The sequence below is a fragment of the Gottfriedia sp. NPDC058432 genome (assembly GCF_042721555.1).
Taxonomy (GTDB): Bacteria; Bacillota; Bacilli; order Bacillales; family Bacillaceae_G; genus Gottfriedia.
In genome coordinates this window covers 1-26732 of record NZ_JBHXLC010000007.1, presented here as the reverse complement: position 1 = coordinate 26732, position 26732 = coordinate 1, and the positions used below count along the sequence as shown (strand labels likewise).

Annotated in this window: 21 protein-coding genes; 4 read left to right on the top strand and 17 right to left on the bottom strand. The window is 34.6% G+C overall.

Annotated features, from left to right (window positions below; genetic code table 11):
• Window positions 1-7 precede the first annotated feature (7 nt).
• The 5 genes from ACFWM3_RS08920 to ACFWM3_RS08900 form a co-directional block, all read right to left on the bottom strand.
• A complete protein-coding gene (locus ACFWM3_RS08920; RefSeq protein ID WP_390311102.1) occupies window positions 8-2140 on the bottom strand; it encodes a sigma 54-interacting transcriptional regulator in 2133 nt (710 codons plus the stop codon).
• 213 nt (window positions 2141-2353) lie between these two features.
• Window positions 2354-2602: a biotin/lipoyl attachment domain-containing protein gene (locus ACFWM3_RS08915; protein ID WP_056474572.1), complete on the bottom strand. Its 249-nt coding sequence runs from the start codon at window positions 2600-2602 to the stop codon at window positions 2354-2356.
• 106 nt (window positions 2603-2708) lie between these two features.
• Window positions 2709-2993, bottom strand: a complete 285-nt coding sequence (locus ACFWM3_RS08910; protein ID WP_056474574.1) for an SAV0927 family protein — start codon at window positions 2991-2993, stop codon at window positions 2709-2711.
• A gap of 20 nt (window positions 2994-3013) precedes the next feature.
• Window positions 3014-4306, bottom strand: coding sequence for a Glu/Leu/Phe/Val family dehydrogenase (locus ACFWM3_RS08905; protein ID WP_390311101.1), 1293 nt, complete (start codon window positions 4304-4306; stop codon window positions 3014-3016).
• Between the two features lie 367 nt (window positions 4307-4673).
• A complete protein-coding gene (locus tag ACFWM3_RS08900; protein ID WP_390311100.1) occupies window positions 4674-6011 on the bottom strand; it encodes an APC family permease in 1338 nt (445 codons plus the stop codon).
• Between the two features lie 529 nt (window positions 6012-6540).
• Here ACFWM3_RS08900 and ACFWM3_RS08895 point away from each other — a divergent pair.
• Window positions 6541-7974 (top strand): APC family permease, encoded by a 1434-nt coding sequence (locus ACFWM3_RS08895; protein ID WP_390311099.1) that lies wholly within the window; start codon window positions 6541-6543, stop codon window positions 7972-7974.
• Window positions 7975-8060: 86 nt separating this feature from the next.
• Here the strand turns inward: ACFWM3_RS08895 and ACFWM3_RS08890 are convergent, their stop codons facing one another.
• The 12 genes from ACFWM3_RS08890 to ACFWM3_RS08835 form a co-directional block, all read right to left on the bottom strand.
• Window positions 8061-9503: a glycoside hydrolase family 1 protein gene (locus ACFWM3_RS08890; protein WP_056474588.1), complete on the bottom strand. Its 1443-nt coding sequence runs from the start codon at window positions 9501-9503 to the stop codon at window positions 8061-8063.
• A 91-nt stretch (window positions 9504-9594) separates the two neighbouring features.
• On the bottom strand, window positions 9595-11457 hold the full coding sequence (locus ACFWM3_RS08885; RefSeq protein WP_390311098.1) for a beta-glucoside-specific PTS transporter subunit IIABC: 1863 nt from the start codon (window positions 11455-11457) through the stop codon (window positions 9595-9597).
• A gap of 409 nt (window positions 11458-11866) precedes the next feature.
• A complete protein-coding gene (gene licT / locus ACFWM3_RS08880) occupies window positions 11867-12700 on the bottom strand; it encodes a BglG family transcription antiterminator LicT (RefSeq protein WP_056474594.1) in 834 nt (277 codons plus the stop codon).
• A 467-nt stretch (window positions 12701-13167) separates the two neighbouring features.
• Window positions 13168-14589, bottom strand: a complete 1422-nt coding sequence (locus ACFWM3_RS08875; protein ID WP_056474764.1) for an amino acid permease — start codon at window positions 14587-14589, stop codon at window positions 13168-13170.
• Window positions 14590-14768: 179 nt separating this feature from the next.
• Window positions 14769-15047: a YokU family protein gene (locus ACFWM3_RS08870; RefSeq protein ID WP_056474767.1), complete on the bottom strand. Its 279-nt coding sequence runs from the start codon at window positions 15045-15047 to the stop codon at window positions 14769-14771.
• Window positions 15047-16477 carry a lysine 2,3-aminomutase gene (kamA, locus tag ACFWM3_RS08865; RefSeq protein WP_335407250.1) on the bottom strand — a complete coding sequence of 477 codons (1431 nt, stop codon included), beginning with the start codon at window positions 16475-16477 and terminating at the stop codon, window positions 15047-15049. Before kamA ends, ACFWM3_RS08870 begins: the two co-directional genes overlap by 1 nt.
• A gap of 253 nt (window positions 16478-16730) precedes the next feature.
• Window positions 16731-18119: a sigma-54 interaction domain-containing protein gene (locus ACFWM3_RS08860; protein WP_056474770.1), complete on the bottom strand. Its 1389-nt coding sequence runs from the start codon at window positions 18117-18119 to the stop codon at window positions 16731-16733.
• Between the two features lie 65 nt (window positions 18120-18184).
• Window positions 18185-19048, bottom strand: a complete 864-nt coding sequence (gene ablB, locus ACFWM3_RS08855; protein ID WP_390311097.1) for a putative beta-lysine N-acetyltransferase — start codon at window positions 19046-19048, stop codon at window positions 18185-18187.
• Window positions 19026-20339: a peptidase gene (locus ACFWM3_RS08850; protein ID WP_056474602.1), complete on the bottom strand. Its 1314-nt coding sequence runs from the start codon at window positions 20337-20339 to the stop codon at window positions 19026-19028. The genes ablB and ACFWM3_RS08850 overlap by 23 nt, the downstream gene beginning before the upstream one ends.
• Before the next feature lie 15 nt (window positions 20340-20354).
• Complete coding sequence (locus ACFWM3_RS08845) at window positions 20355-21017, bottom strand: 3-oxoacid CoA-transferase subunit B (protein ID WP_056474604.1); 663 nt, start codon at window positions 21015-21017, stop codon at window positions 20355-20357.
• Window positions 21002-21700 carry a CoA transferase subunit A gene (locus tag ACFWM3_RS08840; protein ID WP_390311096.1) on the bottom strand — a complete coding sequence of 233 codons (699 nt, stop codon included), beginning with the start codon at window positions 21698-21700 and terminating at the stop codon, window positions 21002-21004. The genes ACFWM3_RS08845 and ACFWM3_RS08840 overlap by 16 nt, the downstream gene beginning before the upstream one ends.
• Window positions 21697-23031: an aspartate aminotransferase family protein gene (locus tag ACFWM3_RS08835; RefSeq protein WP_390311095.1), complete on the bottom strand. Its 1335-nt coding sequence runs from the start codon at window positions 23029-23031 to the stop codon at window positions 21697-21699. The genes ACFWM3_RS08840 and ACFWM3_RS08835 overlap by 4 nt, the downstream gene beginning before the upstream one ends.
• A gap of 398 nt (window positions 23032-23429) precedes the next feature.
• Here ACFWM3_RS08835 and ACFWM3_RS08830 point away from each other — a divergent pair, with 398 nt between their 5' ends.
• The 3 genes from ACFWM3_RS08830 to ACFWM3_RS08820 all read left to right on the top strand — a co-directional run bounded on the left by ACFWM3_RS08830 (window position 23430) and on the right by ACFWM3_RS08820 (window position 26546).
• Window positions 23430-25271, top strand: a complete 1842-nt coding sequence (locus ACFWM3_RS08830; RefSeq protein ID WP_390311094.1) for a terpene cyclase/mutase family protein — start codon at window positions 23430-23432, stop codon at window positions 25269-25271.
• 122 nt (window positions 25272-25393) lie between these two features.
• Complete coding sequence (locus ACFWM3_RS08825; protein ID WP_056474613.1) at window positions 25394-25693, top strand: hypothetical protein; 300 nt, start codon at window positions 25394-25396, stop codon at window positions 25691-25693.
• A 433-nt stretch (window positions 25694-26126) separates the two neighbouring features.
• A complete protein-coding gene (locus ACFWM3_RS08820; protein WP_390311093.1) occupies window positions 26127-26546 on the top strand; it encodes a hypothetical protein in 420 nt (139 codons plus the stop codon).
• Window positions 26547-26732 lie beyond the last annotated feature (186 nt).

Here is a 26732-nt window from a genome sequence, read left to right as displayed (position 1 = left end):
GTTTTTTCTAATTAAATGACATAAAGTCACTATTCATATTCTTTTCGTTCATTATTTTTTGATACTTGCGACTAACCGAGGACTGACTAATCCCTAACACCTGTGCAGCCTTCGTTGTTGTTTTATATTGCTTCATCGCAAGCATAATAAGTTGCTCCTCAACATAATCAACTGCTTCTTGTAGAGGAATTACTTTATTAATGACTGGTTTAGATTTATTAAAGTCATAGCTATTTGGTAAGAATTGATTAACATCCTCAGCATTAATAATTTGATCTTCAGCAGAGACGACTAATCTTTCTATGATGTTTTGGAGTTCTCTGACATTCCCTGGCCAAGAATAAAATTCTAATACGTTAATTGCATCTGGTGTAAGATGAAAACTTTTATTATATTTTTCATTTAATTGCTGTAAGAAATGGAAAGCTAATAATGAGATATCTTCATTTCTTTCTCTTAATGGTGGAATGTTTAAAGGTATAACATTTAGTCGATAATACAAATCCTCCCTAAATGTACGTTCTTCAACCATTTTTTCTAATCTTTTATTTGTAGCTGCAATAATTTGTACATTTACTTTAATTGGCTTTGTACTTCCAACTGGAATAACTTCTTGTTCTTGAAGGACTCTAAGCAATTTAACTTGTAAATGCAGTGGCATTTCACCAATTTCATCTAAAAATAAAACGCCTTCATCTGCTTGCTTAAAATAACCATCCTTATTTTGATCCGCCCCTGTAAACGCTCCTTTAATATAGCCAAAAAGCTCACTTTCCAGAAGATTTTCAGGTATTGCACCGCAATTTAATTTCAAAAATGGTTTTGCAGAACGATTTCCTAATTGATGAATAGCCTGTGCAATTACTTCCTTTCCTACACCAGACTCTCCATGCAGTAATACAGTGGAAGAAAAATCAGCAATTTTTTTCGCTTGATTGATGATTTGCTCCATTTTAGGACTGCAGTAAATCAGTTTTTTAACAAAACTATCCTTACTCTTTATATCTTCAAGCTCCTTTTTATATTGCTCAGAAATCTTCTTCATCTCTTTTAATTCCGTTTTAAGGCGTGAAGTTTCTGTAATATCTCTAGAAGCAATAATAATACGCTCAATTTCCATATTCTCATCAAAGACTGGATTTCCAACTGCAAGTACTTTACGTCCATTAAGTGTTTCTTGAACAATTGATACTTTCTTCTTTTTTTCTAAAACTAATTTTGTAACAGATGGCGTAAAAAGTCCTTGGTTTTCGAATTCTAAAATACTCTTTCCAAGTAGTTCCTTTAAATCCACATTCCAAAATCCAGGAATTATATTTTCACTGTAACGAATTAGCTCACCCTTACGATTTACTACAAGTATTTCATCATAAATACTCGATAATATGGCATTCAAATCTTTATTTAAATCTTTTACATATTCAATTTCGGAGGCCATTTCTTCAACCATTGGGAGATCTTGTACGACAATTACAACTCCTTCAACCTCGTTATCAACGAAAATTGGGCTATAATCGACAAGAACACCCATATCGTCGCTTATTTGAATTTGATTAAGAATTGTTTTACCTGTAGCAAATACATTATCAACTTGTTCACCACTAAAAATAGTTTCAGCTTTTATATTAATGACCTTTTCCGATGTTGATTTTATCATTTTTAACCCAGCATCATTGCAATTTACAATAACTTTATTTTTATCAACTACAAATGTTCCCATCGGTATCGATGTTAAAATGCTTTTTAATAAATCAACACTTTTATTTTCTTGTTTAAAAAGCTCCGCTAATATATCCTCACGAAGTATGTAACCTATTGGCATTTCTTCCTCTTCTTTTACAATCGAGATTGGTTCACCAATAATTTGAAATAGATCCGTTAAAGAAAATTGCTCACTTAGGCGACATACACTATTTATTGATTGAGAAGAACTAGTAATCTTTGAAATTTCTATATTTTTCTTTTTACTACTACCTTGAAAAATATTATTTAATTGTACATAACCAAAAATCTGATTTTGCTTACGTAAGAATAAAAAGGGTTCATTTATTTTAGATAAATCAATTTCATCATTTTCCTTAAATTGATCGATATCTATAGTGATGACTGGTCTTATCTGTTTCTCATTTATTGATAACATTTCTTTCCCCCCTTATGTCTAAACCATTATACATTCCTATTCTAGCAGAATTTTTAAATTTATCACAAAAATCTAAAATTATAATTTACTAATCTATTTAACTTAAACAAAAATAAAGGGCAGTCTCTTAAGTCTTTTCGACCAGAGACACCCCTTTATTTATTAGAAAAGAGAACGCGTTAATTGAATCAAAGTTGCCTAATCAAACCCTACTCAATCGCTAGCGGTCACAAACAAATCCTCTTTAACATACGCAAGAACCATTCCAGGAACTATCTTGTCTCCAATTGAGACCTCCAATGAAACAACTTCACCACTTATTCCTTGATGAATAACTTTTGTAATTCCATCTGTAGTTTTAATAAAGAATAACGGCTCCCATTCATAAATTCTTGAATCTTTCTGAATAGCAGTCTCTTCAACTGTTCCATGGTAGTCACTGACAATGACTCCATAATACATAAAGCTCACTCCTTTTTTGCACATTGAATATTTTAAATTTCTACGCCTCTATCTCGCTTGAAAGTTCACCAATCAGCGAGTTTTCTTTTAAAAATAATTCCTGATATTATAACTCGCAAATGTGTTTTGATGGTAAAACCATGCTAAAGAAGTTTTGAATTTCTAAAATATCCTCCTCAGCAATACCTAACTTAGGAGCCCAATAATGTTCAGAATGAAGATCTTCTAAACATAATAACGCCATTTTACTAGATTGAATTGATGTAACCATTGATTTTCCATAAAAGTGACTTGAAAAGGCAATCGATAAATCATATCTATTATTTTGAGTTAATAAACAATAATGGTGTACAAGCTGTCTTTCAGTTGATTCAGAAATAATATCGATCATTCTAGATCTCTCCTTTTGTTTTAGTATTTTATCCAACCTCTCAAGCGACAAGCTTCAGCAATTTTACTAATGCCTTCGATATATGCTGCTATTTTCATGTTTACATTATATTTTTGCGATGTTTTATAAACTTTTAAAAAGCTATCTGTCATTTTTTCTTTTAATCTCTCGTCTACAGTACTCTCAGACCAATAATAACCTTGCATATTTTGACACCATTCAAAATACGAAACAACTACTCCACCTGAGTTAGCTAAAATATCAGGAACGACTAAAATCTCTTTTTTATCAAGGATTTCTAGAGCTTCCTTAGTAGTCGGTCCATTCGCTGCTTCAACAACAATCTTGCATTTCAATTTATCCGCATTACGGTTGTTAATAACCCCACTTATTGCTGCTGGAATTAAGACATCACATTCTCTTTCTAATAACTCTTGATTAGAAATCGCATTTTTAAATAAGCTAGAAACAACCCCAAATGAATCTCTATTGTCTAATAAATATGGAATGTCTAAACCTTTTGGATCATAAATTCCGCCTAGTACATCTGAAACTCCAACAACCTTTGCTCCAGCTTCATGTAAGTATTGCGCTAAGTAACTACCAACATTTCCAAAGCCTTGAATAATGACTTTCATATCTTTAATCTCGATTTTCTGTATTTCACTAATTAGCTCGAGAGCATAAAATACACCTTTTGATGTTGCCGTCTCCCGACCTACTGAACCTCCTAAAGTTAGAGGTTTACCAGTAATAAAACTTGGCGAATCAAACTCTCTAATATGGTCATATTCATCTAGCATCCAAGCCATTACTTGCGCGTTTGTATACATATCAGGTGCTGGAATATCTTTAGTAGGTCCTACAATTTGGCTTACAGCTCTTACATAACCTCTACTTAATTTTTCTAGCTCATTCATACTTAATTGTCTTGGGTCACAAACAACTCCACCTTTTGCCCCCCCATAAGGTAAATCAGTAATACTACACTTTAAACTCATCCAGCCAGCTAATGCTTTTACTTCTTCTGGCGTTACATCAGGATGAAATCTAATTCCCCCTTTTGTAGGTCCTAATGCATCATTATGTTGTGCTCGATATCCTTGAAACACTTTCGTCTCACCATTATCCATTTGAACGGGAATACTAAATTCTAAAAATCGCATTGGTGTTTTAAGGAAATCAAATACTTGGCTCGGATAGTTCATTATGCCGATCGCTTCATTTAACGTTTCTCTAAACTCCTGAAGGGAATCATCTATTTCAATCTGTTCACTACTCTTTTCATTTTGTTCAGTTAAATTTGTGCTCATTTTACACACCTCATTAGTTATTTTAAAAATTAAATAGCAATTCCTGTGCCAACTTGAAATCATTTCATAATTTTGTGGTGAGATAAAACAGATAAAGGCTTATCAAATAGGCAGTTATAAGACTTTCATTACTTTTTATATTTTTTCGAACGATCCTTAAAAGTCGTTTTTTCTCCAAGAACCAAATTCGATTTTTTAATGGATATATGATTGAATGCATGAATTATTCAATTTTGCATTAATCATTATTCAAAATTGAATTACCTAATATGCTCTATTAAGGAAAGTGGAACAGATGTAGACCCCAAACATGAAAAAAGCCACAAGGAAATTAATTACCTTGTGACTTTTCATCATTGCGTGTTAATTACACTGCAGCTTCTTCTTCATATTTAGGGGGTGCAATTTGGAATGCCTTTGTAAGGTAAATTAAATATAATAAACCAATGACGAACCAAATTGTTCCCATTATTAATGAGCTTTTTTCAATGTTGAACCATAGGATTGCTACAGATGCTGCCCCAATTAAAGGCAAAATTAGGAAAGAAAAGGTGCCCTTGACTGATCTACGCTTTCCTCGAATGTAAAAATGGTTAATGACTGACAAATTAACAAAAGTAAATGCCATTAAAGCTCCGAAGTTAATTAATGAAGTAGCTGTTACCAAGTTGAAAAAAATGGCTGATAATGAAATTACACCAACGAAAATTACGTTAAATGCTGGTGTTTTCCATTTCGGATGAACAAATCCAAACCATTTATCTGGGAAAACTTTGTCGCGCCCCATTACATATAACAAACGTGAGACACTCGCATGTGAAGCCAATGCAGAAGCAAGTGTATTAATAAAGGTAATGCATAAGAAAATTGATTGAAATAATTTACCACCTACATATAATGCAATCTCTGGTGATGCAGCATCTGGATGCTTAAATCTAGATATGTCCGGATAGTATAATTGAATGAAAAATGATGTAACTGTGAAGATTACGCCTCCCCAAAGTGCTGTGTAAAGAATTGCTTTAGGGATTGTTTTTGCAGGGTTTATTGCCTCTTCTGATAAAGTAGAAACGGCATCAAATCCTAAGAATGAGAAGCAAAGAATTGTCGCACCGGTTACTAATGTGCCAAAATGCATTCCTGCATTAAAAAGTGGTTTTATACTGAAGCCACCATAACCTTCTCCATGATGTAAGCCTTGGATAACAAGAACAATAAAGACAACCATAATCACAAGCTGAACTAATACAAAAAGGGTATTGAAATTCGCCAGCATATTGATACTTCTTAAGTTTAAGAAAGTAACTAGTCCTACAAATCCAATTACCCAAATCCAGGTTGGAACATTAGGAAACAGTGCGTTTAAGTAAATTTTAGTTAATAAAGCATTTACCATTGGTAGGAATAAGTAATCTAATAATGATGACCAGCCAACTAGAAAACCTAAGTGTCCACTAATCGCTTTCTGGGTGTATGTATAAGCAGACCCAGCTTCAGGAAATTCTCTTACAAGCTTACCGTAGCTAACCGCTGTAAATAACATTCCTATTAAAGCTACTATATATGCACTTGGTACGTGACCATTAGTTACATCAGATACAATTCCAAAAGTGTCGAAAACAACCATAGGGGTCATATAGGCTAACCCCATCATAACTACTTGCCATAACTTTAAGGATCTTTTTAACTGTGTTTTATTTTCCACCTATCATATCCCCTTCGTTTTAGATTAAGCGCTTACACTACATTTACTACTTCTCTATAATTCTTACTTTTCCGACAGAAACCTCCTTTTTTTGAATATTTAAATAAGTCTTTTTCTAGAACTGCAAGTTTTATGCCAAAATATTAATTTTTTGTAAACGTTATAAAGAACACCTACTAATGCTTTGAAATGATTAAGGATTGATTGAAAAAGCGAAATTCCTTTCACTAAAATCAACTTTTATAATTAGCCCGGTTGTTATTCAGTCCTGCATACATTATTCAAGACCTCATAGGAACTACTTCTCTTTTTGTATGAATCTCTAAATTAATCCCGTCTATTAGACTGGCACGGAAGTTGCATTGATAACTGTAAAATATCACTCTCTGCCCAATTTTAAGTCCGAGCATAATTTATAAATTTTGTACCCGATCAATAATAAAACTTTTAGTTAATCAAATCTCATTAACTACGAGTTTAATTATAAGAAAATTCTGTTATTAAATTTCAAATTTGGAGGAGATGATTTATGAGTAAACAAGGTTTTGATTCAGATGGTTTACAATCGTTTAATTACAAACAGGAATTACAGCGATCATTAAAATTTTTTAGTTCATTTGCGGTTGCATTCTCGTTCATTTCAATTACAACTGGTATTTTTAGCTCTTATAGTCTTGCCTTAGGAGCAGCCGGACCTGCTGGAATTTGGACGTGGCCATTTGTCATGGTTGGACATTTACTTGTAGCGTTAATTTTTGCAGATTTATCGAGCAAAATCCCTTTAAGTGGCTATGTATATCAATGGGTTAGCCGTTTAACGAATCGAGGATTTGGTTGGTTTACAGGTTGGGCAGCATTGTGTTACTTAATTATTGTTGTACCTACTGTTGATTATGGTGTCGCACCAATTTTTCTTGATTTACTTGGTATTAAGAGTACTACTACAGTTCTAACAACCGTCGTATTAATTACAATCGTTATACAGGCCTTATTAAATATTTACGGAGTAAGGATTGCTACACTCATTAATAATTCAGCTGTCTATACAGAAGTAATCGGATTTATTGGCATTATTATTATTTTAAGCTTTGTCTTATTTTTCAAAGGGGCGGATTTTTCATTATTAACTTATACTGCTCATAAGGTTGGTTCAAATGGAAGCTATTTTACAGCATTTTTACTAGCAGTCGTAATGGGCTCTTATACATTAGTAGGCTTTGAAGCAGCGGCAAATTTAGCAGAAGAAACAGTTGATGCGAATAAAACCGTACCTAAAGCCATCGTTTACTCAATGTTACTTGCAGGTGTAATTGGATTTGTATTCTTAATCATTGTTACTGCGGGAATTAAAGACATTAACGGAATCATGGCTTCTGCTTCCCCTATTTCTGATATTTTACAATCACGTTTGGGCACTGCAGTTGCTGACTTCTTCCTTGCATTAGTTATTGTGTCAATTTTTGCTTGTGGATTAATTATTATGGCTTCTGCTTCTCGACTTATTTATGCCCTTTCAAGAGACAATGTGTTTTTCGCCTCAAATGTGTTTAAAAAGGTAGATAAAAAACATAATGTACCGTACAATGCGATAATTTTAGTTTCTGTATTAGGTATTATTGCTGTATTCTATTTTGGGAAACTCTCATTATTAATAGGTACTTCTGCGGCACTTCCGGCCATTATTTACTTAATAACGGTAATCGCATACGCTACTAAAATTAAGACCTTACCGGATACAGATGGTTTTAAGTTAGGAAAATGGCGACTACCTGTTACGATTCTTGCGATTATTTGGTTAGTATTTGAAGTTGGTATTTTAACTCTACCAAAAGACTTTTTACCAACGACTAAGGTTATACTTTATTTATTTCTTGCTGGAATTGTTATTTATTGGGCTGTATTCAGATCTAGAATACAAGAAGGTAAAATTGGTATTAATTTAGAGAAGGATTTGGATGTTTAAAGTCTGGAATTATAAAATAATAGATTAATATAAAAATAACGTACATATTCACTTACAAATATGTACGTTATTTCTTATATCTTTAATTAATTAAGTTGCTCCCCATTCGTTTGAATTACATTTTGGTACCAATAAAATGATTTTTTCTTTTTGCGCTCTAAAGTTCCGCTTCCATCATCTTGTTTGTCTACGTAAATAAAGCCGTAACGTTTAGACATTTCACCTGTAGATGCACTTACTAAGTCAATACATCCCCATGGAGTGTAACCAATCAGTTCGACACCATCCTCGATTGCTTCACCGATTGCCTCAATATGACTACGAAGATAATCAATACGATAATCATCGTTAATAGAGCCATCTTCTTCTACTTGATCGTATGCGCCAAGACCATTTTCTACGATGAATAGTGGTTTTTGGTAGTGGTCATATAATTGATTTAATCCAATGCGAAGACCAGTTGGATCGATTTCCCATCCCCAATCACTTTCTTTTAAAAATGGATTTTTAACGCCACCAACTAAATTACCTTGGCTATTTTCTTCGTTCGTTTTATGTTTTTTCTCAGTGCGTGACATATAGTAGCTTAGCGAAATGAAATCAACTGTTCCTTCTTTAATGATTTCTAAGTCACCGTCTTGAATATCTAAGTTGATATCATTTTCTTTCCAGTAGCGTTTTGCAAATGCTGGATATGCTCCTCTAACTTGTACATCACCACAATAGTTATTCCACAGGCGAGACTCTTGTAGAGCATACATCACATTTTCAGGGTTTGAATCGTAATTGTAAGTTGGAACATACACAAGCATGCAACCAATTTGGCTACCTGGAATTATCTCGTGTCCTGCTTTTACAGCTAACGCACTTGCTACAAATTGGTGATGAAGCCCTTGGAAACTATCTTGCAATTGTGTTTCTTTACTTTCAGGTGAAAAACCAAGACCTAATAGCGGTAAATGTGTAGCACCATTAATTTCGTTAAAAGTTAACCAGTATTTTACTTTATTTTTATAGTACTCGAATAATGTTGTTGCATATCGATTAAAGAATTCGATTACTTTACGGTTACGCCACCCACCATATTCTGTAATTAAGTGTAATGGAATTTCGTAGTGAGAAATTGTTACAACAGGCTCAATATCATATTTTTTCAGTTCATCAAACACACGGTCATAGAAAGCTAAACCTGCTTCGTTTGGCTCTACTTCATCGCCTTTTGGAAAGATACGACTCCAAGCAATACTCATACGATATGTTTTAAATCCCATTTCTGCAAAAAGTGCAATATCTTCTTTATAACGGTGATAGAAGTCAATTCCATCATGATTTGGATAGACATATTTTTCTTTATTTATTTTAAAATCAAATCCTGGTTCTTGAATGACTTTTAGTCTTACTTTTCCTCCAGGCATAACATCTGCTAAATTTAACCCTTTACCACCTTCTTGGTAAGCACCTTCTAATTGGTTGGCAGCAGTTGCTCCTCCCCATAAAAATCCTTTAGGAAATGAATAGTTTTTTGACATAATAGTCCCCTCCACAATTTTTATTAAAATTTTTTTATTTAAATGTTCTGACTGTTGGCTTTAAATCCAACAGTCAGAATCAAATTCTAAATTAACCACAAACCGTTAAAAGTGTTTCATTTTCTTTAACGTTTTCTTTATTTACTGCATTAATTTCTAGATAATTAGTACTATTTGTAATAACAATCGGAGTTGTAACTTCGTAGCCTGCTTCTTTAATTTTTACTAAATCAAATTCAACAAGTAGGTCTCCAGCTTTCACGACGTCACCTTGGCTAATGTGTGCTGTAAAAAATTCTCCATCTAATTTAACTGTGTCCATTCCAACGTGAATTAGAATTTCAATTCCATTTTCAGATGTAATGCCAATCGCGTGCTTCGTTCTAAATAAAGTTGTAACAACTCCATTTACAGGAGAAACGACTTTTCCTTCTTGAGGTTCAATGGCAATACCTTTTCCTAAAGCTTCACTTGAAAATGTAGCATCCTTAACATCAGTTAAAGGTACAACTTTTCCTTTAATAGGACTTACTACTTCTTGAATACGGTTTTGATCAACGTTTTTTACTTCATTTACAACTTTTTCTTCCGTTTTGTCTTCTTTTACTTCTACATCCTCGAAGCCAATAAAGTACGCTGCGATTGTACCTGCGATAAACGCAATTGGTAAACCAATCAATGCATAAACGAATGTTTCACCAATAAAGAACGGAATTCCTGGAAGACCAGCATTACTTGGAATAACGTATAGTTTTACGGCCATCAATGCATAGTAAGCTCCACCAATTGCTCCACCAACTAAAGCACCAATGAATGGCTTTTTAAGCCTCATATTTACACCATACATAGCTGGTTCTGTTACACCCATTAAAGCTGTCATACTAACTGAAAGCGCTAATGATTTAAATGATTTATTTTTTGATTTTAAGAATACTGCAAAGGCCGCTCCAGCTTGCCCCATATTAGCCATAAACATTGCAGGAAGGATTGTATCGTATCCTTTTGTGCTTAAGTTTCCAACTACAATTGGAAGAAACGCGTAGTGCATCCCAGTCATAACGATTAAAGAGAATGTACCTCCAAGCAGAAGTCCTGCAAAAATACCAGTATGAGCATATAGGAAAGTAACACCTTTAGATAGACCACTACCAATGATTACACCAAGTGGACCAACCGCAATTAAAGTAATTGGAACCATTACCAATAGAGTAATAGTCGGAACGATAATCAGTTTAACCATGCTCGGAGTTACCCGATCAGTCCATTTTTCTACATAAGATGCAATCCAAACTGCTAATAAGATCGGGATAACGGATGATGCATATGTTACAGCCGTTACAGGAAGACCAATAAAGTGTACTGGTTTGCCACTGCTTAACAACGCTGTAATGGATGGATGCATAATAGCACCAGCGATGGCAACTGCAACAAATTGATTGGACCCAAATTTTTTCGCTGCACTAAAAGCAACTAAGAACGGTATGAAGTAGAATGCACCATCCCCGATCGCATTCATAATAATATATGCTTGGCTTTTGTCTGAAATCCAGTGGAATGTCAAAAGAATAGCAAGGATTGCTTTGATCATACCTGCTCCAGTGATTGCAGGTAATATTGGTGCGAATGTTCCAGATATTACATCAAAAATACTTCCGATCCCTTTTCCTTTTGTCTTTTTATTACCATCTGAATTACCAGAATTAATATTGGCCATTTTATTAATTTCATCAAATACTTTTATAACATCGTTTCCTATGATTACTTGAAACTGAGTGCCACTTCTGTTTACCCCCATGACACCATCAATTGCTTCGATTTTAGCTTTGTTTTTATCTGCAATGCTATCGTCGTTCAAATTAAATCGAAGCCTAGTAATACAATGAATCAAATTGGTTATATTTTTTTCCCCACCGACTAAATCTATAATCTCTCTAGCAGTTCGCTTATAATCCATAAATACCCCTCCTCAAATCATGGAAAATTCCAAAAATAATTAATACATCATTTGAATTGTTATTTTAGTAAAATAAAAAACCTAAACTACAGGTGCATGTAAAAATCATCATACACTCTTGTAATTTAGGTTTTGCCTGCGTGACCAGTAACAATCCTGAATTTTGATATTTAATACTTAATTAAATACAACGACATGTAAACCGGCCAATCCCTGAGTCCCCTCGTCCGGATCAAAAGTGTCCCAAGAAAACAAAAAACCTAAACTGCACGCCTCAGGAAAACATAAGAGACGACAATTTAGGTTTTGCCTGCACGACCAGTAACAATCCTATAAAATCGGATGTATTTAATTGATAACTTGATAATATCACTGTAAATTAACGATGTCAACGCTTTCACACAAAAAATTAATTTCTATTTACAACGCGAGCAATATGAATTGTTAGATAAAGTTTCTCTTCTGTGCTTAATTCATACTCATATTTTTTTAGAACGAAATCTTTGATTTTTTCTGTACAAACGGAAGCATCTTTATACTTCTCTTTTATTGTATTGAACAGAAAATCTTCCTCATTATTTAAATATGTCTTACTAAAAATCCTTTGAGCAAAAAATTTAAGATGTGTGACAAAGCGATAATAGTTCAAAGATTCTTCATCAAATTCAATTTTAAAATGATATTTTACAATAGTTAATATTTCTTGGATGAACTTTGTAATATTTACAATGTTCGTCATTTCCTCATTCAATTCCGCGTTTACTACATGCAAAGCAATAAAACCTGCTTCATCTTCAGGTAAACGAATTCCTGTTTTTTGCTCAATAATATTTAATGCATGTTTGCCCACCGAGAATTCTTCCTTATACAGTCGTTTTACTTCCCAAAGTAAAGGATTCTTGATTTCCATCCCATTTTTCTGTCTATATAAGGCAAAATGAATATGATCTGTCAGAGACACATAAATACTTTCACTTAATTTTTTTCCCAATGTCTCTTTAGCAAAGCGGATAATTTCATCTGACAGTTCCATATATTGTAAAGGAATTTCTTCAAGCAGCTTCTTAAAATGCTCCGATAAATCCTTGTTTTCCAACTTGAAAACCTTTTCAATCAGTTGCTCATCAACGGGATCACCTGGTTTTTTCTTAAAGGCCAGCCCTCTCCCCATCACAACCATTTCTTTATTTTGCTCATTCAAAACGCTTACTACATTGTTATTAATTACTTTATGGATGATCATCTATTTCACCTCTCTTGCGAAGGATTATTTGCGATACCATTTATTATTTCTATACTATCTTTTCTTTTTTTGTAGGTCAATTTCACTACATCTATCGTTAAAAAAAACCTAAACAACCAATGCCTAATATTAGGACATTGATCATCTAGGTTTTGCCTGCATTGCAGTAACAATCCTTTTACTTATAAGATACAGATAATTATAAAAAATATCATATTTATAAACAAGATATTTTTATTTTTTGATTCTGTAAGAGTATAAGATTACTACATTCTTATAATGAACAGGGTACTTTTTACTATATTCTCTGTTAGTTTATTCCAAAACAGGAATGATAGTGCATTTTGAAATCATCACTAATCTAGTGTTACCTTCGAACTAAATATTTTTTCTGATCTTTATCTGAGATTTGAATCACTGCTTTTGCTAATGCTGTAAAGTCATAAGCTAAAACTTGTCCACGTGCTTTATTTCTCCAAATCACACTCACTAAGTCGAACAATTTTTGTTCTTTTTATGAGTTTATATCCGATCCACAAAATAAGGAATAATGGCAGACCTATATATGAAACGAGTACACCGTTCCAGTCAATCTTATTTCCCATAAATGCTGAATAGTTTTGTCCAAGAATTACGACCCCACATAGTACGAAAGCAAATATTGGTCCGAATGGGAACCATTTTGCTTTATACGGTAGGTCATTTAAATCCTTCCCTTGTGCAACGTAGGCTTTACGGAAACGGTAATGACAAATCGCTATGCCAAGCCAAGCAATAAAACCAGACATACCTGAAGCATTAAGTAACCAAATGTAAACAACTCCGTCACCATATAGAGAAGCTAAAAACGCTAATGTACCGACTGCCGCTGTAATGATTAATGCATTAACAGGTACACCCCTTTTATTTAACTTACCTAATGCCTTTGGAGCTTTCCCTTGGCGAGCCATATCCCACAGCATTCGAGCTGAAGCATACATTCCTGAGTTTCCAGCTGATAAAACTGCCGTTAAGATGACTGCATTCATTACAGATGCTGCAAATGCAATGCCAGCTTTATCAAAAACTAGCGTAAATGGACTAACAGCTACATCGCCACTTGCTAAATTAGGATTTGTATATGGTATTAGCAGACCTATTACAACTATAGATAATACGTAAAATAATAAAATACGCCAAAATATTTGGCGAGCCGCACGAGGAATATTTCGCTCAGGCTCCTCGCTCTCCCCAGCTGCTATCCCTAGTAACTCGGTACCTTGGAAAGAAAATCCAGCTGCCATAAAGATTCCGAGTGTCGCCATGAATCCTCCATGAAAAGGAGCATCACCAACTGTAAAATTTTTAAACCCTACTGCTTCTCCCCCAATAATTCCAAAAATCATTAAAAATCCAGAAATTAAAAAAATGATAACTGTAACAACTTTTATTATAGAAAACCAGTATTCAGATTCCCCAAACCCTTTGACTGACAGGTAATTTAACAGAAAGATAATAGCTAAAAATAATGAGCTCCATAAGAGTGAGGATGTATGTGGTAACCAGAATTTCATAACCATCGTAACTGCAGCTAGTTCAGCTGCTATTGTAATTGCCCAGTTATACCAGTAATTCCAACCAAGCGCAAAACCAAGTGCAGGATCAACGAATTTTGTTGCATATGTACTAAAAGATCCAGCAACTGGCATATATGTTGCCATCTCAGCAAGGCTTGTCATTAAAAAGTACACCATTATTCCAATTGCTGTATAAGCCGCCAGAACACCACCTGGTCCTGCATTATGGATTGCTCCTCCACTTGCCAAAAATAGACCTGTTCCAATTGTTCCCCCTAGTGAAATCATTGTGATATGACGAGGTTTTAATCCACGCTTTAACTCTTGAGGCATAGAAGGAATATGGTTGTTAGAATCAATGACTGTTATTGTATTTACCGTATTTTTCATTAAAATACTCCTTTTCAGTCTTTTTTGGATTCGATCATTTTCTGCTTTTAATGTCCATTGGAAGAATTAGGAAAAGCTTGAACATTAGAGAAAATGAGAAGCGAATAGTCGCTTCTCATTTCTTATTTGGAAAAATCAAAGTAATTCCTCTTTAATAATCTTTGCTGCTGGATCAACTCATTATATGAAGTTGTTTTACCAAGCAGCTTTGTGTCGATTAAGTATAATTGCTCCTCAATTGCACCAACAGTATCATCTGTTTGATATGTTATTTTACAATCTAAGCAAAGGATACATGGAGTTTCTTTAATCTCAATTGCTTTCGTACCATCAGGAAGTTCCCAGTAGACCGTATTTGTTGATTCAACTATGTTAGCTGATTCACACCACTGACATTTCATCATTCAGCGTCTCCTTGCGCACTTCCTACTAGCTTTTCACTAACTTGGATTTTTGTAAGCTGTGCTTGGAATTTCTTTTCTTTTAATTCGTCGCGTTTATCGCGCTTATCTTTTAAAGAAGCATGCTCTGGGTTTGTTGCATATGTTTTACGTACTTCCATACGTTGTAAACCTTCTGGTACAAGATTGAATTTTGTTTCATTCATTAATCCCGCGATTCCTGCATTAGAACGCTTTTCGTCCATATTAGGATAAATTTCTTTAAAGTATGCTTCTGCTCTACCTGGTACATAATTTTGTGGTTCTGGATAAGTAGTAATTACACCTTCAAAGTTACGAAGAACAACTTTATCAGCACTTTGAGAAATTAAGTAATTTGGTTGAAGAGAAATTTTTCCTCCGCCACCCGGTGCGTCTACTACAAATGTTGGTACTGCATATCCAGAAGTATGGCCTCGTAATCCTTCCATAATTTCTAAACCTTTTGAAACAGGCGCACGGAAGTGTCCAATTCCTTCTGATAAATCACATTGATAAATATAATATGGACGAACACGAATTTTAACTAAATCATGCATTAGCTTTTTCATAATTGGTACACTGTCGTTAATTCCAGCTAAGATTACGGCTTGGTTTCCTAACGGTACACCAGCATTTGCAAGCATTTCACAAGCTCGTTTTGATTCCTCTGTAATTTCAATTGAAGTATTAAAGTGAGTATTTAACCAAACTGGATGATATTTCTTTAAGATATTACAAAGATTTTCAGTAATTCGTTGTGGGAACACTACAGGTGCCCTTGTACCAATACGGATAATTTCCACATGTGGAATTTCACGTAAATTTTTTAAAATATACTCTAAAATATTATCGTTAATTAAAAGACCGTCTCCACCTGAAATAAGTACATCACGCACTTGAGGATTTTTGCTAATGTAGTTAATAGCAGCATCAAGTTGTTTCTTTGGCACTCCCATTCCAATTTGTCCTGAGAAGCGACGTCTAGTACAATAACGACAGTACATTGAGCATTGATTTGTTACTAAAAATAGTACACGATCTGGATAACGATGTGTTAAACCTGGAACAGGAGAATCTTCATCCTCATGAAGAGGGTCCTCTAAATCATACTTAGTTTTATGAATCTCCGCAGAGACTGGTACTGATTGCATACGAACTGGACAACGTGGGTCATCCGGATTCATTAATGATGCATAATATGGGGTAATGTTTAGTGGAATTGTTTTTGTCGCAATTCGTACCCCATCTTCTTCGTCTGGCGTGAGGTTAATTACTTGCTTTAACTCATCCAGTGATTTGATGGTGTTTGTAAGTTGCCAAACCCAATCATTCCATTGTTCTTCTGTTACATCTTTCCACAATTCAACTTCTTTCCAATGTCTTTTAGGTGCATAGACTGCATTTACCATACTTACATCCCCTTTCAAACTGTTTGTTTTAATATAAAGCAAGAGTCGTGCCAAAAATTTACAATTATTTAATAAAAACGCCACAAATATAGAAAATTCAAACTATTTGGCCTGTTATTTTTTTTAAAAAGTTAAAATCTTAAGTTTTGATTGATCTATGATGAAGCTAAAATAATAAAACCGCCTAAAATTAGGCGGCTTGGCTATTGAATGAAGTGCTAAAACTAGATTTTTTAGAAGATTAAAAAGTAGTTTATACTACGATATTTAACTTTTGAATCTTATATTGAAGAGTTTGCCTAGGTATTTCAAGTAGCGCTGCGGCTTGCTGAATATTAGAATTCGTTTGTAGCAAAGCTTGTTTAATAAGTGAAATTTCCATTTCCTGCATTGCAGTACGTAAAGGCTGAACTCCTTTTGTTTCAGTGCTTTTCTTAATTTGTTGTAGTTGAATCGGAAGATGTTTAACTGTAAGGGTATGCCCTTCTGCCATAATCATAGCATGTTCAATCGTATGCTTTAGTTCTCGGACATTTCCAGGCCAATTATATTGGTGGAATAACTCAAATACAGTATGTTCTACATTTCGAATATTCTTTGAGAAACGTTCATTAAATTGCTCAACAAAATGAGACGTGAGAAGTTCGATATCATAATTCCTTTCTCTTAAAGGAGGTATGAACAAAGAAAACACATTTAAACGATAATATAAATCCGGTCGCATGATACCGTTCTGAACGCAATCTAAAGGTGATTCATTAATTGCAGCGATTACCCTTACATTCACTTTACGGGTCTTTTGATCACCTATCCGGCGAACAACTCCATCCTCTAATACTCTTAGTAGCTTTGCTTGGAGCTCTAATGGCATCGAATTTAACTCATCTAAAAACAAGCTTCCACCATCAGCAAGTTCAAACAAACCTGCTCGATCGATTGCTCCCGTATAACTACCTTTTGTCGTACCAAATAATATACTTTCCAGTAATGATTCCGGTAAAGCAGCACAGTTTTGAGCAATAAAAGGGCCTTCACTTCTATTTGAACTATGGTGAATTGACTGTACAAAAAGTTCTTTTCCAGTTCCAGTTTCACCAACTACCAGTACTGCGGAGCCTGCATTTGCTACCTTCTCAACCTGATTTTTAACAGCTAATAAAGCAGGATCATCCGTTAATATATCTGATATCGTATATGAATAAATTTGTTTAGTTTTGCCTTGTTTAACTTGTGGTTTAATTCTCGCTTGTAAGTCTAAAACCTTCTCGCCAAGTGTTTTAATAGTTGAATAATCCTTTGCAATTTCAACAGCACCAATCAGTTGATCATCCAAAATGATTGGGATTGTCGTGTTAACTGTATCAATGAATTGACCTTTAATATTTTCATAGCGTTGAGGCTGTTGAATAATCGATTTCCTTGTTTCTAGTACTGTAAGTAAGGTACTTGTTTCTTTCGTTAAAGAAGGGAAAGCTTCTAGTACATGCTTTCCCAGAACTTCTTCAACAGAAACACCGTCATGGTCAGCCGCAACTTGATTATAAAATATAGTCATTCCATTTTTGTCGACTGCGTGAATTGCTTCATCGATACTGTTTAATATGGCACTAATCATTTGATTAGTTGGAATTGTTGCGTTCATTTTATAACCATCCTTTCACTGCCGAAAACTTAGCAATTTGACGCTCATTTTTCGGCAGTTTGACATTAAAAGACTACTTTTGAAAGATCCTTCACCCATACATTCATATCTTCTAATTTATCGAAGATATAACAGTTGTTTGTCATTCTTCCAGTATACTTATAACCTAATTGATGAAAGGCTGCGTTCATTCCATATGATAATGCTCGCGCGATCGTATAAGAGCAATAAACTGATTGGCTTACTAAATCCTGTTCTAACTTCTTCATTAGCTCCTTCATCAATCCATGCTTACGATGCTCTTCAAGGGTTGCACAATTTGTTAACTCAGCATTTCTTTGACTGAAGTCCACTTCAGCAGATGCTGCACTTACAATATTTCCATCTTTCTCATAAACCCAATAAATAGTCCCTTCATCCATCGTTTTTTCAACATAAGCGGATTCATTTAAAGGTGTAGGGTATACCTTAAAAACTTGGCCATATAATTTAGCAAGTTTATTTGAGTCATTTTTTTCAGCTCTTCGTAAAACATAACCGTCAGGAATTACTTTTTCTTTTGACCTGTCACTCTTTAAAACCGCATCTAGAATATCATCTCCAGCAGCCCAATAAAGACTATTTCTTCTATCCTGGCTAGCATATTTCGTAACAAAAAAGCCATCACTACCTTGAAAATAGCCTTTCAGTGCAGATTCAATCATATATCCTGATTGTAAAAAGGCATATAAATGTTCACTTCTTGCTTTAATAATTAGCTTAGTAAATTTATTTTCTTTTGCTAGTTTTTCTATTCTCTCGATTAGTAGTGATACATTTCCTAAGTAAAAATCAACCCGAATTCGTTCATTAAAATAATCTAAAGCACCTTCAAAATAATAATTTTCTTGTTGAACTTTAATTGATTCATAATACTTTTTCGTTTTCATATGCTCCCTCACCTTCATGTTGTTGGCCCTCAACTCCACACCAGTCAATTAATGTACAGGCAATGATTTCTGCTGCTAAAAACATTTGATCTAAATCAATAAATTCATCTGGGTAGTGAGCTACTTTTGTCTCCCCCGGTCCAAAAACAATCATCGGGATATTTAAAATTTGTGTAAATAATCCACCATCAGTACCCCATGGTGCAGCTTCAACTACTGGGTTTTGTTTCATTGTTTCAAGATAGTTTCGTTGCAAAGTTTGCACTAATTCACTATCAGCTTCAATAGTACCTGGAACCCATCTTGCTCCAAACCACTCTACTTCTACGGGATTTTCTACGAACCAATCATCAAGATTTTTAATATGATCAATCCAATTCTCAAATTCAATTTTCGCATCTTCTAATCTTTCATTTGGTGCTACACCGAATCTTCCTTCTAAAGTTACTAGATCAGATACAGAAGATGGCCATGTTCCACCATGAATTGTCCCTATATTAATTGGAATCGGAATCGGTACTCCATCATATAATGGATCAACTATTCGTTCATTTCGTAATTGCTCAAGTTTTTGGATTTGTTGAATGATAAGTACGCTTTTTTCGACAGCGCTTACACCTTCGTAACGAGTCCCCCCATGTGCTACCTTACCTTTTACCTTAAGACGGAACCACATTGATCCTTGTTGCTTAATGAAAAACTTCATATTTGTTGGTTCAGGGATAATAACACCATCAGCTGAATATCCTCGCAATATTGTAGCAAGTGTACCCGCGCCACCACTTTCTTCCTCAATTACACTTTGAAAATACACATTACCTTTTAGTGTAATTCCACTTCTTTTTATTGCTTCAATTGCTAAAATTAGTGCAACATTTCCGCCTTTCATATCAGTTGACCCACGTCCATAAAGCTTGTTATCTACTACGGTTGCACTGAAAGGAGGATAAGTCCATTGCTGAATATTTCCTTCTGGAACAACATCTATATGTCCATTTAAAATCATGGACTTTCCTTCGCCCGTTCCTTTAAGCGTAGCGACAATATTAGGGCTACCAGTAAAACTGTCTCTAGTTGAAATAAAATAAGGATGCTCTTTCATTTCTTTTAAATCTGGTTCCCATACGTCTAAGTCCAATTCAAGTTCTCTCAATTTTTCAAGGACAATTGCTTGTGCCTTACTCTCATTACCAGACACGCTATTTTCCATTACTAGCTGTTTAAGAAGATCAATTGTTTTTTCCTTATGATTGCTTATATAATCTTGAATAACTTTTTTATAATGACTCATCCTCTTCACCCTTTTCTATATAAACATTTTTAAATCCGTACTAATTTCTAATTTCGCACCAGTTTTTTCGATTACGTCCTCTACAGTATATGGACTCATTAGTTCTTTAAGCACTAAACTGTTGTTGACTACTTCAATAACAGCCATTTCCGTTATGATTAAATCTACACAAGATTTAGAAGTTAATGGCAAACTACATTCTTTCACAATTTTTGGATTCCCAGCTTTATCGGTATGATTCATAACGACAATAACTCTTTTAGCTTTTTGAGCTAAATCCATCGCTCCACCTATTCCTGGTACGCGCTTTCCAGGTACAATCCAGTTTGCTAAATCCCCTTTTTCACTAACTTGTAATGCCCCTAAAACCGTTAAATCTAGTAAACCTCTTCGTATAATGCCAAAAGCAGTAGCACTATCAAAATAGCTAGCACCTTTTAAAACAGTAATCGGGAAACCACCTGCATTACATAAATTTTCATCTTCTTTTCCTTTTTCGGGACTTGGTCCAATTCCCATAACGCCATTTTCCGCATGGAACATAACATGTACATCTTCCGGTAAGTAATCTGGAACAATGGATGGAATTCCAATCCCTAAATTTACGATCATTCCGTTTTTTATTTCCTTAGCAGCTCGCATTGCAATTTTTTGACGAAAGTCTATTCCCATGCCCATTTCCAGTTCACTCCTTCTGATGAAATTATGTAATCAACAAACACACCTGGAGTTACGATTTCCTCAGGATTCAACGATCCAAGTGGAACTATTTCTTCCGCTTCTACAATCGTAATATCTCCTGCCATAGCCATATGTGGATTCATATTTCTTGCACTCTTATCAAAAACCAAATTTCCAAATGGATCAGCTTTCTTTGCAAAAATAATACTGACTTCTGCTTTAAGAGCTTCTTCAACTAGATATTGTCTACCTTTTACAGATACCTTCTCTTTACCGTCTTCTGCCATACTATCAAGACCTACATCTACTAATACTCCTCCAAGCCCCATTCCTCCAGCTCGGATACGCTCTGCTAAAGTGCCTTGCGGAGAAAATTCTACTTTAAGCTTACCTTCCGTCATTAATTTTCCTGCAAACGGATTCGATCCTATATGGGATGTCACAATTGACTTGATTCTTTCATTCCTTACCATTCTTCCGATGCCAATGTCCGGAAATCCAGTATCATTGCAAATCAAGTGAAGATCCTTAACTCCACTTTCAAATAATGTTTGAAGTAAGGTTGGCGGTGAACCGACTCCTCCAAAGCCTCCAACCATTAGTGTCATGTCGTCATGAAAAAATTGAAGAATTTGTTCCACTGTTGCTATTTTTTTATACGTATTTTCAACTAAATTCATACGATTTCCCCCTCAGCTGCATAGATTAGTTGAGATTGTTCCATTTCCAATTCTTTTAAACTCTCTGTAAGAATTTGAAGCAATTCATCCAGTTCTTCATAAGTAATCGTTAAAGGTGGTGCAATCATGAAAGCCGAATCTTCTTTTCCGTTTTTTCCAGCAACGGAAGGATATAAAAGTAACCCCTTACTCATTACTTTTTGAATAAAGGAACTTGATTTTATATCTTGAATGAATTCAATACCGATTAACAAACCTTTTCCTCTAACATCTCCTATAAATGAAAACTTCTCCTTTAAACCTTGGAGTTTATTCATCAGATAATTACCTTTTTCTTCTGCGGCTTGTACTAAATTATGTTTCTCAACATATTCAATAACGGCCAATGAAACAGCAGCTGATAGTGGGTTGGCACTAAAGGTATGTCCACTCATTACAACCTTTGAACCTTGCATAATTGGTTCAATAACTCGATCGCTAGCAATCGTTGCAGCCATTGGTGTATAACCAGATGTTAATCCTTTTCCAAGCGTAACGATATCAGGTTGAACACCCCAATGCTCCATTGCAAACATTTTTCCAGTACGTCCAAGGCCAGTCATAACCTCATCGGAAATCAGCAAAATATCGTACTTTTCACAAATAGCTTTAATTCTTTGGTAATAACCTTTAGATGGTACAATCGCACCACCTGCAGCACCGATAATTGGTTCAGCAATAAATGCTGCAATATGTTCAGGGCCAATTCGATCAATGGCTGTTTCTAATTCAGATGCACACGCTAAATCACAGGATGGGTGCTCTAAGTTAAAAGGACAACGATAACAATACGGTGGTGAAACTGAAGGGTACTCTTCCAAGATTGGTACAAATCGTTGGCGACGTAAAGGGTGACCCGACATAGATAATGCGCCAATTGTTATACCATGGTAGCTCATCCAGCGTGAGAGGATTTTATTTTTCCCCTTCATTCCCTTTTCTTGGTAATGCTGTATCGCTAGTTTCATAGCAGTTTCTGTTGCTTCAGTACCACTATTAACAAAGAACGTCCAGTTTAAATCACCTTGAGTGATTTCACTCAGTTTCTTTGCTAGCTTCTCAGCAGGTTCACTAGTAAACTGTGAACGATAAACAAAAGATACTTGTTTTGCTTGTTCAGTCATAACATCAATGATTTCCTCAACACCATGACCAATTCCTACAGTGATTGCACCAGATGAACCATCAATATACCGATTACCATCTTTATCAAATAGGTAAACACCCTTTCCATGAGAAATCATAGGGTAATGCTGTCCAAGTAATGGTTTAATTAAATAATCTCTTTCCATTTTTTATCCCCACCCTTCCTTATATAAAACGCAAAAAGCCACACTACTAAATATTGGAAATTTAAATAGAGGGTATTTTTTAGTATTCTTGCTTTCTGACATACTTCCTTTTTATTTTTTTACACTTAACCCCTGTATTTAAAAATTTAATTAGTTATTTAACTTCACAACAATCTATTTGTACAAATAGTTGCCCGCCCCAATTGATAGCCATCTACATATCTATATAAAGAAAACTCGCCGACTGACGATCCTTTTAGGTGGAGTCAGAGGCGCAGTTGCACTTATACTTAACTCCAAAAATTGGCAAAAAAGTCGATTAAGATTCCCTGCTGCCAATTTATAATTTTTAACGTAAAAGAATATGTATCACAATCAGTTGGCGGTGAAGATTAAAAATGGATTTATCAGAGAAAGTTAGAGCTGAAATTGATAGTCTAGTAGATAAAATTAAATTAGATAAAAGTGATGATGGATCATGGAGATATTGTTTCGAAAGTGGTCCTATGACAGATGCCTATATGATTATTATTTTAAGAACGATTGAATGTCATGATGAAGAATTAATTAAGAAACTAGTAAATCGTTTATTAATAAAGCAAGACTCAAGTGGGGCTTGGAAGCTTTTTGATGATGACTCAGGTAATTTATCAGTAACTGTTGAGGCTTACACTGCACTATTATTCTCGAATTATATAGAGATTTCTGATGAAAAAATGAAGAAAGCAGAAGCGTTCATTCGTCAAAATGGGGGATTGGAAAGCGTACACATCTCCACAAAATTTATGCTTGCTTTACATGAATTGTATCCATGGCCTAGGTTTTTTCCAGTTCCTCTCCTTTTAATGAATTTGCCAAAGTTTTTTCCTTTGTCCTTCTTTAAATTTAGTTCTTATGTTCGATTCCACTTTGCCCCACTTTTAATATTGGGACATAAAAAGTTTACGATTAAAAATAAATGGACGCCTACAATACAACATTTGTTTACAAACAATAAGTTCAAAGAGATTAGTAAAAAGCGGAAATTCGCAAATATTAAAATGCCTTTTACTAAATCATTATCCAAAGTGGCTATTAAAAAGGCCGAACAATATATTCTTCAAAATATTGAAGGAGATGGGACTTTATCTAGTTATGCCAGCGCAACTTTTATTGGAATTTATGCCCTTCTTTCATTAGGCTATCAAGTTACTTCCCCTATAATTCAAAATGCTGTTTTAGGTATAAAATCTTTCCTCTTTGAATTGGAAGATTCCCTTCATATCCAAAATTCCCCTTCGACAATATGGGATACAGCACTTACTAGTTACGCATTGCAGGAAGCAGGTGTGCCAATAAATGATAAAGCAATCGCGTCCGCTTCTAACTTCTTAGTCTCTCTCCAACATACAGTAGTTCAGAAAGATCATAGGATTTGTTTAGGAGGATGGGGATTTTCCGACAGCAATACCCAAAATCCAGATGTAGATGATACGCAAGCAGTCTTAAGAGCGACAACTGCTATCTCTTTAATAGAAGACGATTATCGAAAATCTTGGAACGCTGGAGTGAGATGGTTACTTGATATGCAAAATAAAGACGGCGGATGGGCGTCATTTGAAAAAAACAGTAGCAAATACTTAAAGATCATCTTCCCTATCCAAAATTTCGTTGATACTGCAGTTGATCCATCTACAGCAGATTTGACTGGTCGAACAATCGAATTTCTAGGATCCAAATTAAAGTTAAATATGGTTCATCCAAGAATTGAAGATGGAGTTAATTGGTTAATCAATCATCAACACGAGGATGGTTCCTGGTACGGCCGCTGGGGAATTTCTTATATTTATGGAACGTGGGCCGCTATTACTGGTATGAAAGCAGTTGGTATCCCCTCAAGCCACCCAAGTATTCAAAAAGCTAACGACTGGCTACTTACTATAAAAAAGGATGATGGTGGATGGGGTGAGTCTTGTAAAAGCGACATAGAAAGAAAGTATATCCCTCTTTCTTATTCGACAATTGTTCATACATCATGGGCTGTCGATACACTCATTTCGATCAACGATTATCCTACTAGTGCAATTGATGATGGAATAGCAAACATTTTGAACTGGTTAAAGACCCATGATAAGCGATTGACCTATCCAACAGGTGGAGGATTACCAGGTCATTTTTATATAAATTATCATAGCTATCGTTATATTTGGCCCTTATTGACTTTAAGTCATTATCTAAAAAAATATGAGACAAGTGACTAATTTGCGATATCTAGTTAAACGCCTCGTCCTTATTTTCTTTGACGGCATATAATACATTGTTGAAAAAATATTTGTGTGTATGTCATTTTAGTTAATGGTTTAAACAATAAAGGAGTGGCTTTATGGGAAATCTTGACCCAAGCTTAATGAGAGAATTTTGTGGTAAAGTTTGTGATCCTCGCAAGTTTCCACGTATTTATAGTATTCTTCGTTCATATCGCAAAAATGATTTAAAAAGCCGAGAAGGCGCATGTCATATGATTGACCGACTATCGGATTGCTGCAGTGTATCCATAACTGAGGAACAACGTGAAAACGCGGCTCAATGGCTAATGAATTGTAACGTAAACCCACAAGATCCTGATCACCAAAAAGAAATGTGGAATATGATAAAAAGCAGTAGAAGACGTTCTTGGTTTTAATTAATTGCAGACAGTAATTTTTATATTTTTTTAAATAAATGGCCTATAAGATTCCTCTTTTGAATTATTTGTAAGAAGGATTTTATAGGCCTTTTTGTTTGTGGGATTTTATACAAAAATAGGGGAATACAATAGTTGTATTGCTCCTTACAACCGACCGTGTATAAAATTATGCATATCTAGATAAAACACATAAAATCCTGTCCCTTGTTCCAGAGGGGATTGGCTTTTTGTTTACTTCCGTCAAGAATCTTTATATAAACTAGTGCTGCATGCCATATACATAAAAAAACTATGTTCCTTGTTCAACTAAATGGCAGTTTAGTTACATAAGGAATACTTGAAATTCTATATGAAAAGGTTAAAATCCCCCAATTTGCATTATAAAATTGTGCGGTATAATAAATAAAAATCGTATTAGGAGTTGAATCAGTTGAAATACTTTTTGAAACTCAATGCAGTGAGCGCAATTTATGGATTACTTTCGTCCTTATTTTTTAGTTTTCTGTTAAGTTATGAACGGATTCAAGTCTTAACAGGTTTGACTACGGAATTCGTATGGAATGTTTCAATTGGAGCAGAAATAACACTATTGTGTGGATTGCTTTTTATTATTCCATTTGTTACTAGAAAATGGTTAGAAAGTAGATTATGGTCTTTATTTTCCTCTATATTGTGGTTTCCGTATTTTGTCCTGTTTACTGTATTAATAGGTAGCTTGTTTTCAAACATAAATATAGTCAATGATAATTTCGCAGCAGGGTTGATATTATTTTTCTATTTATTTTTCTTTCCTATTTTTCTATTTGTTACTACGTTTATTGGAACCAGAATAAAACATAAAACTGCATAAAGTCTTATTCAACTAACACAGTGCATTAGTTGCATAACAAAAAGTAAAGATCACAAATTGTGGTCTTTTTTCATTCCCTTATTCAACTAAATGGCAGTTTAGTCATAATGAACGAAACGGCTCCATTTTGCTTAACGTAGGTTGCAGTTGGCAATAATGGGAGTGATTAAAAAGCCTACCCAAGCC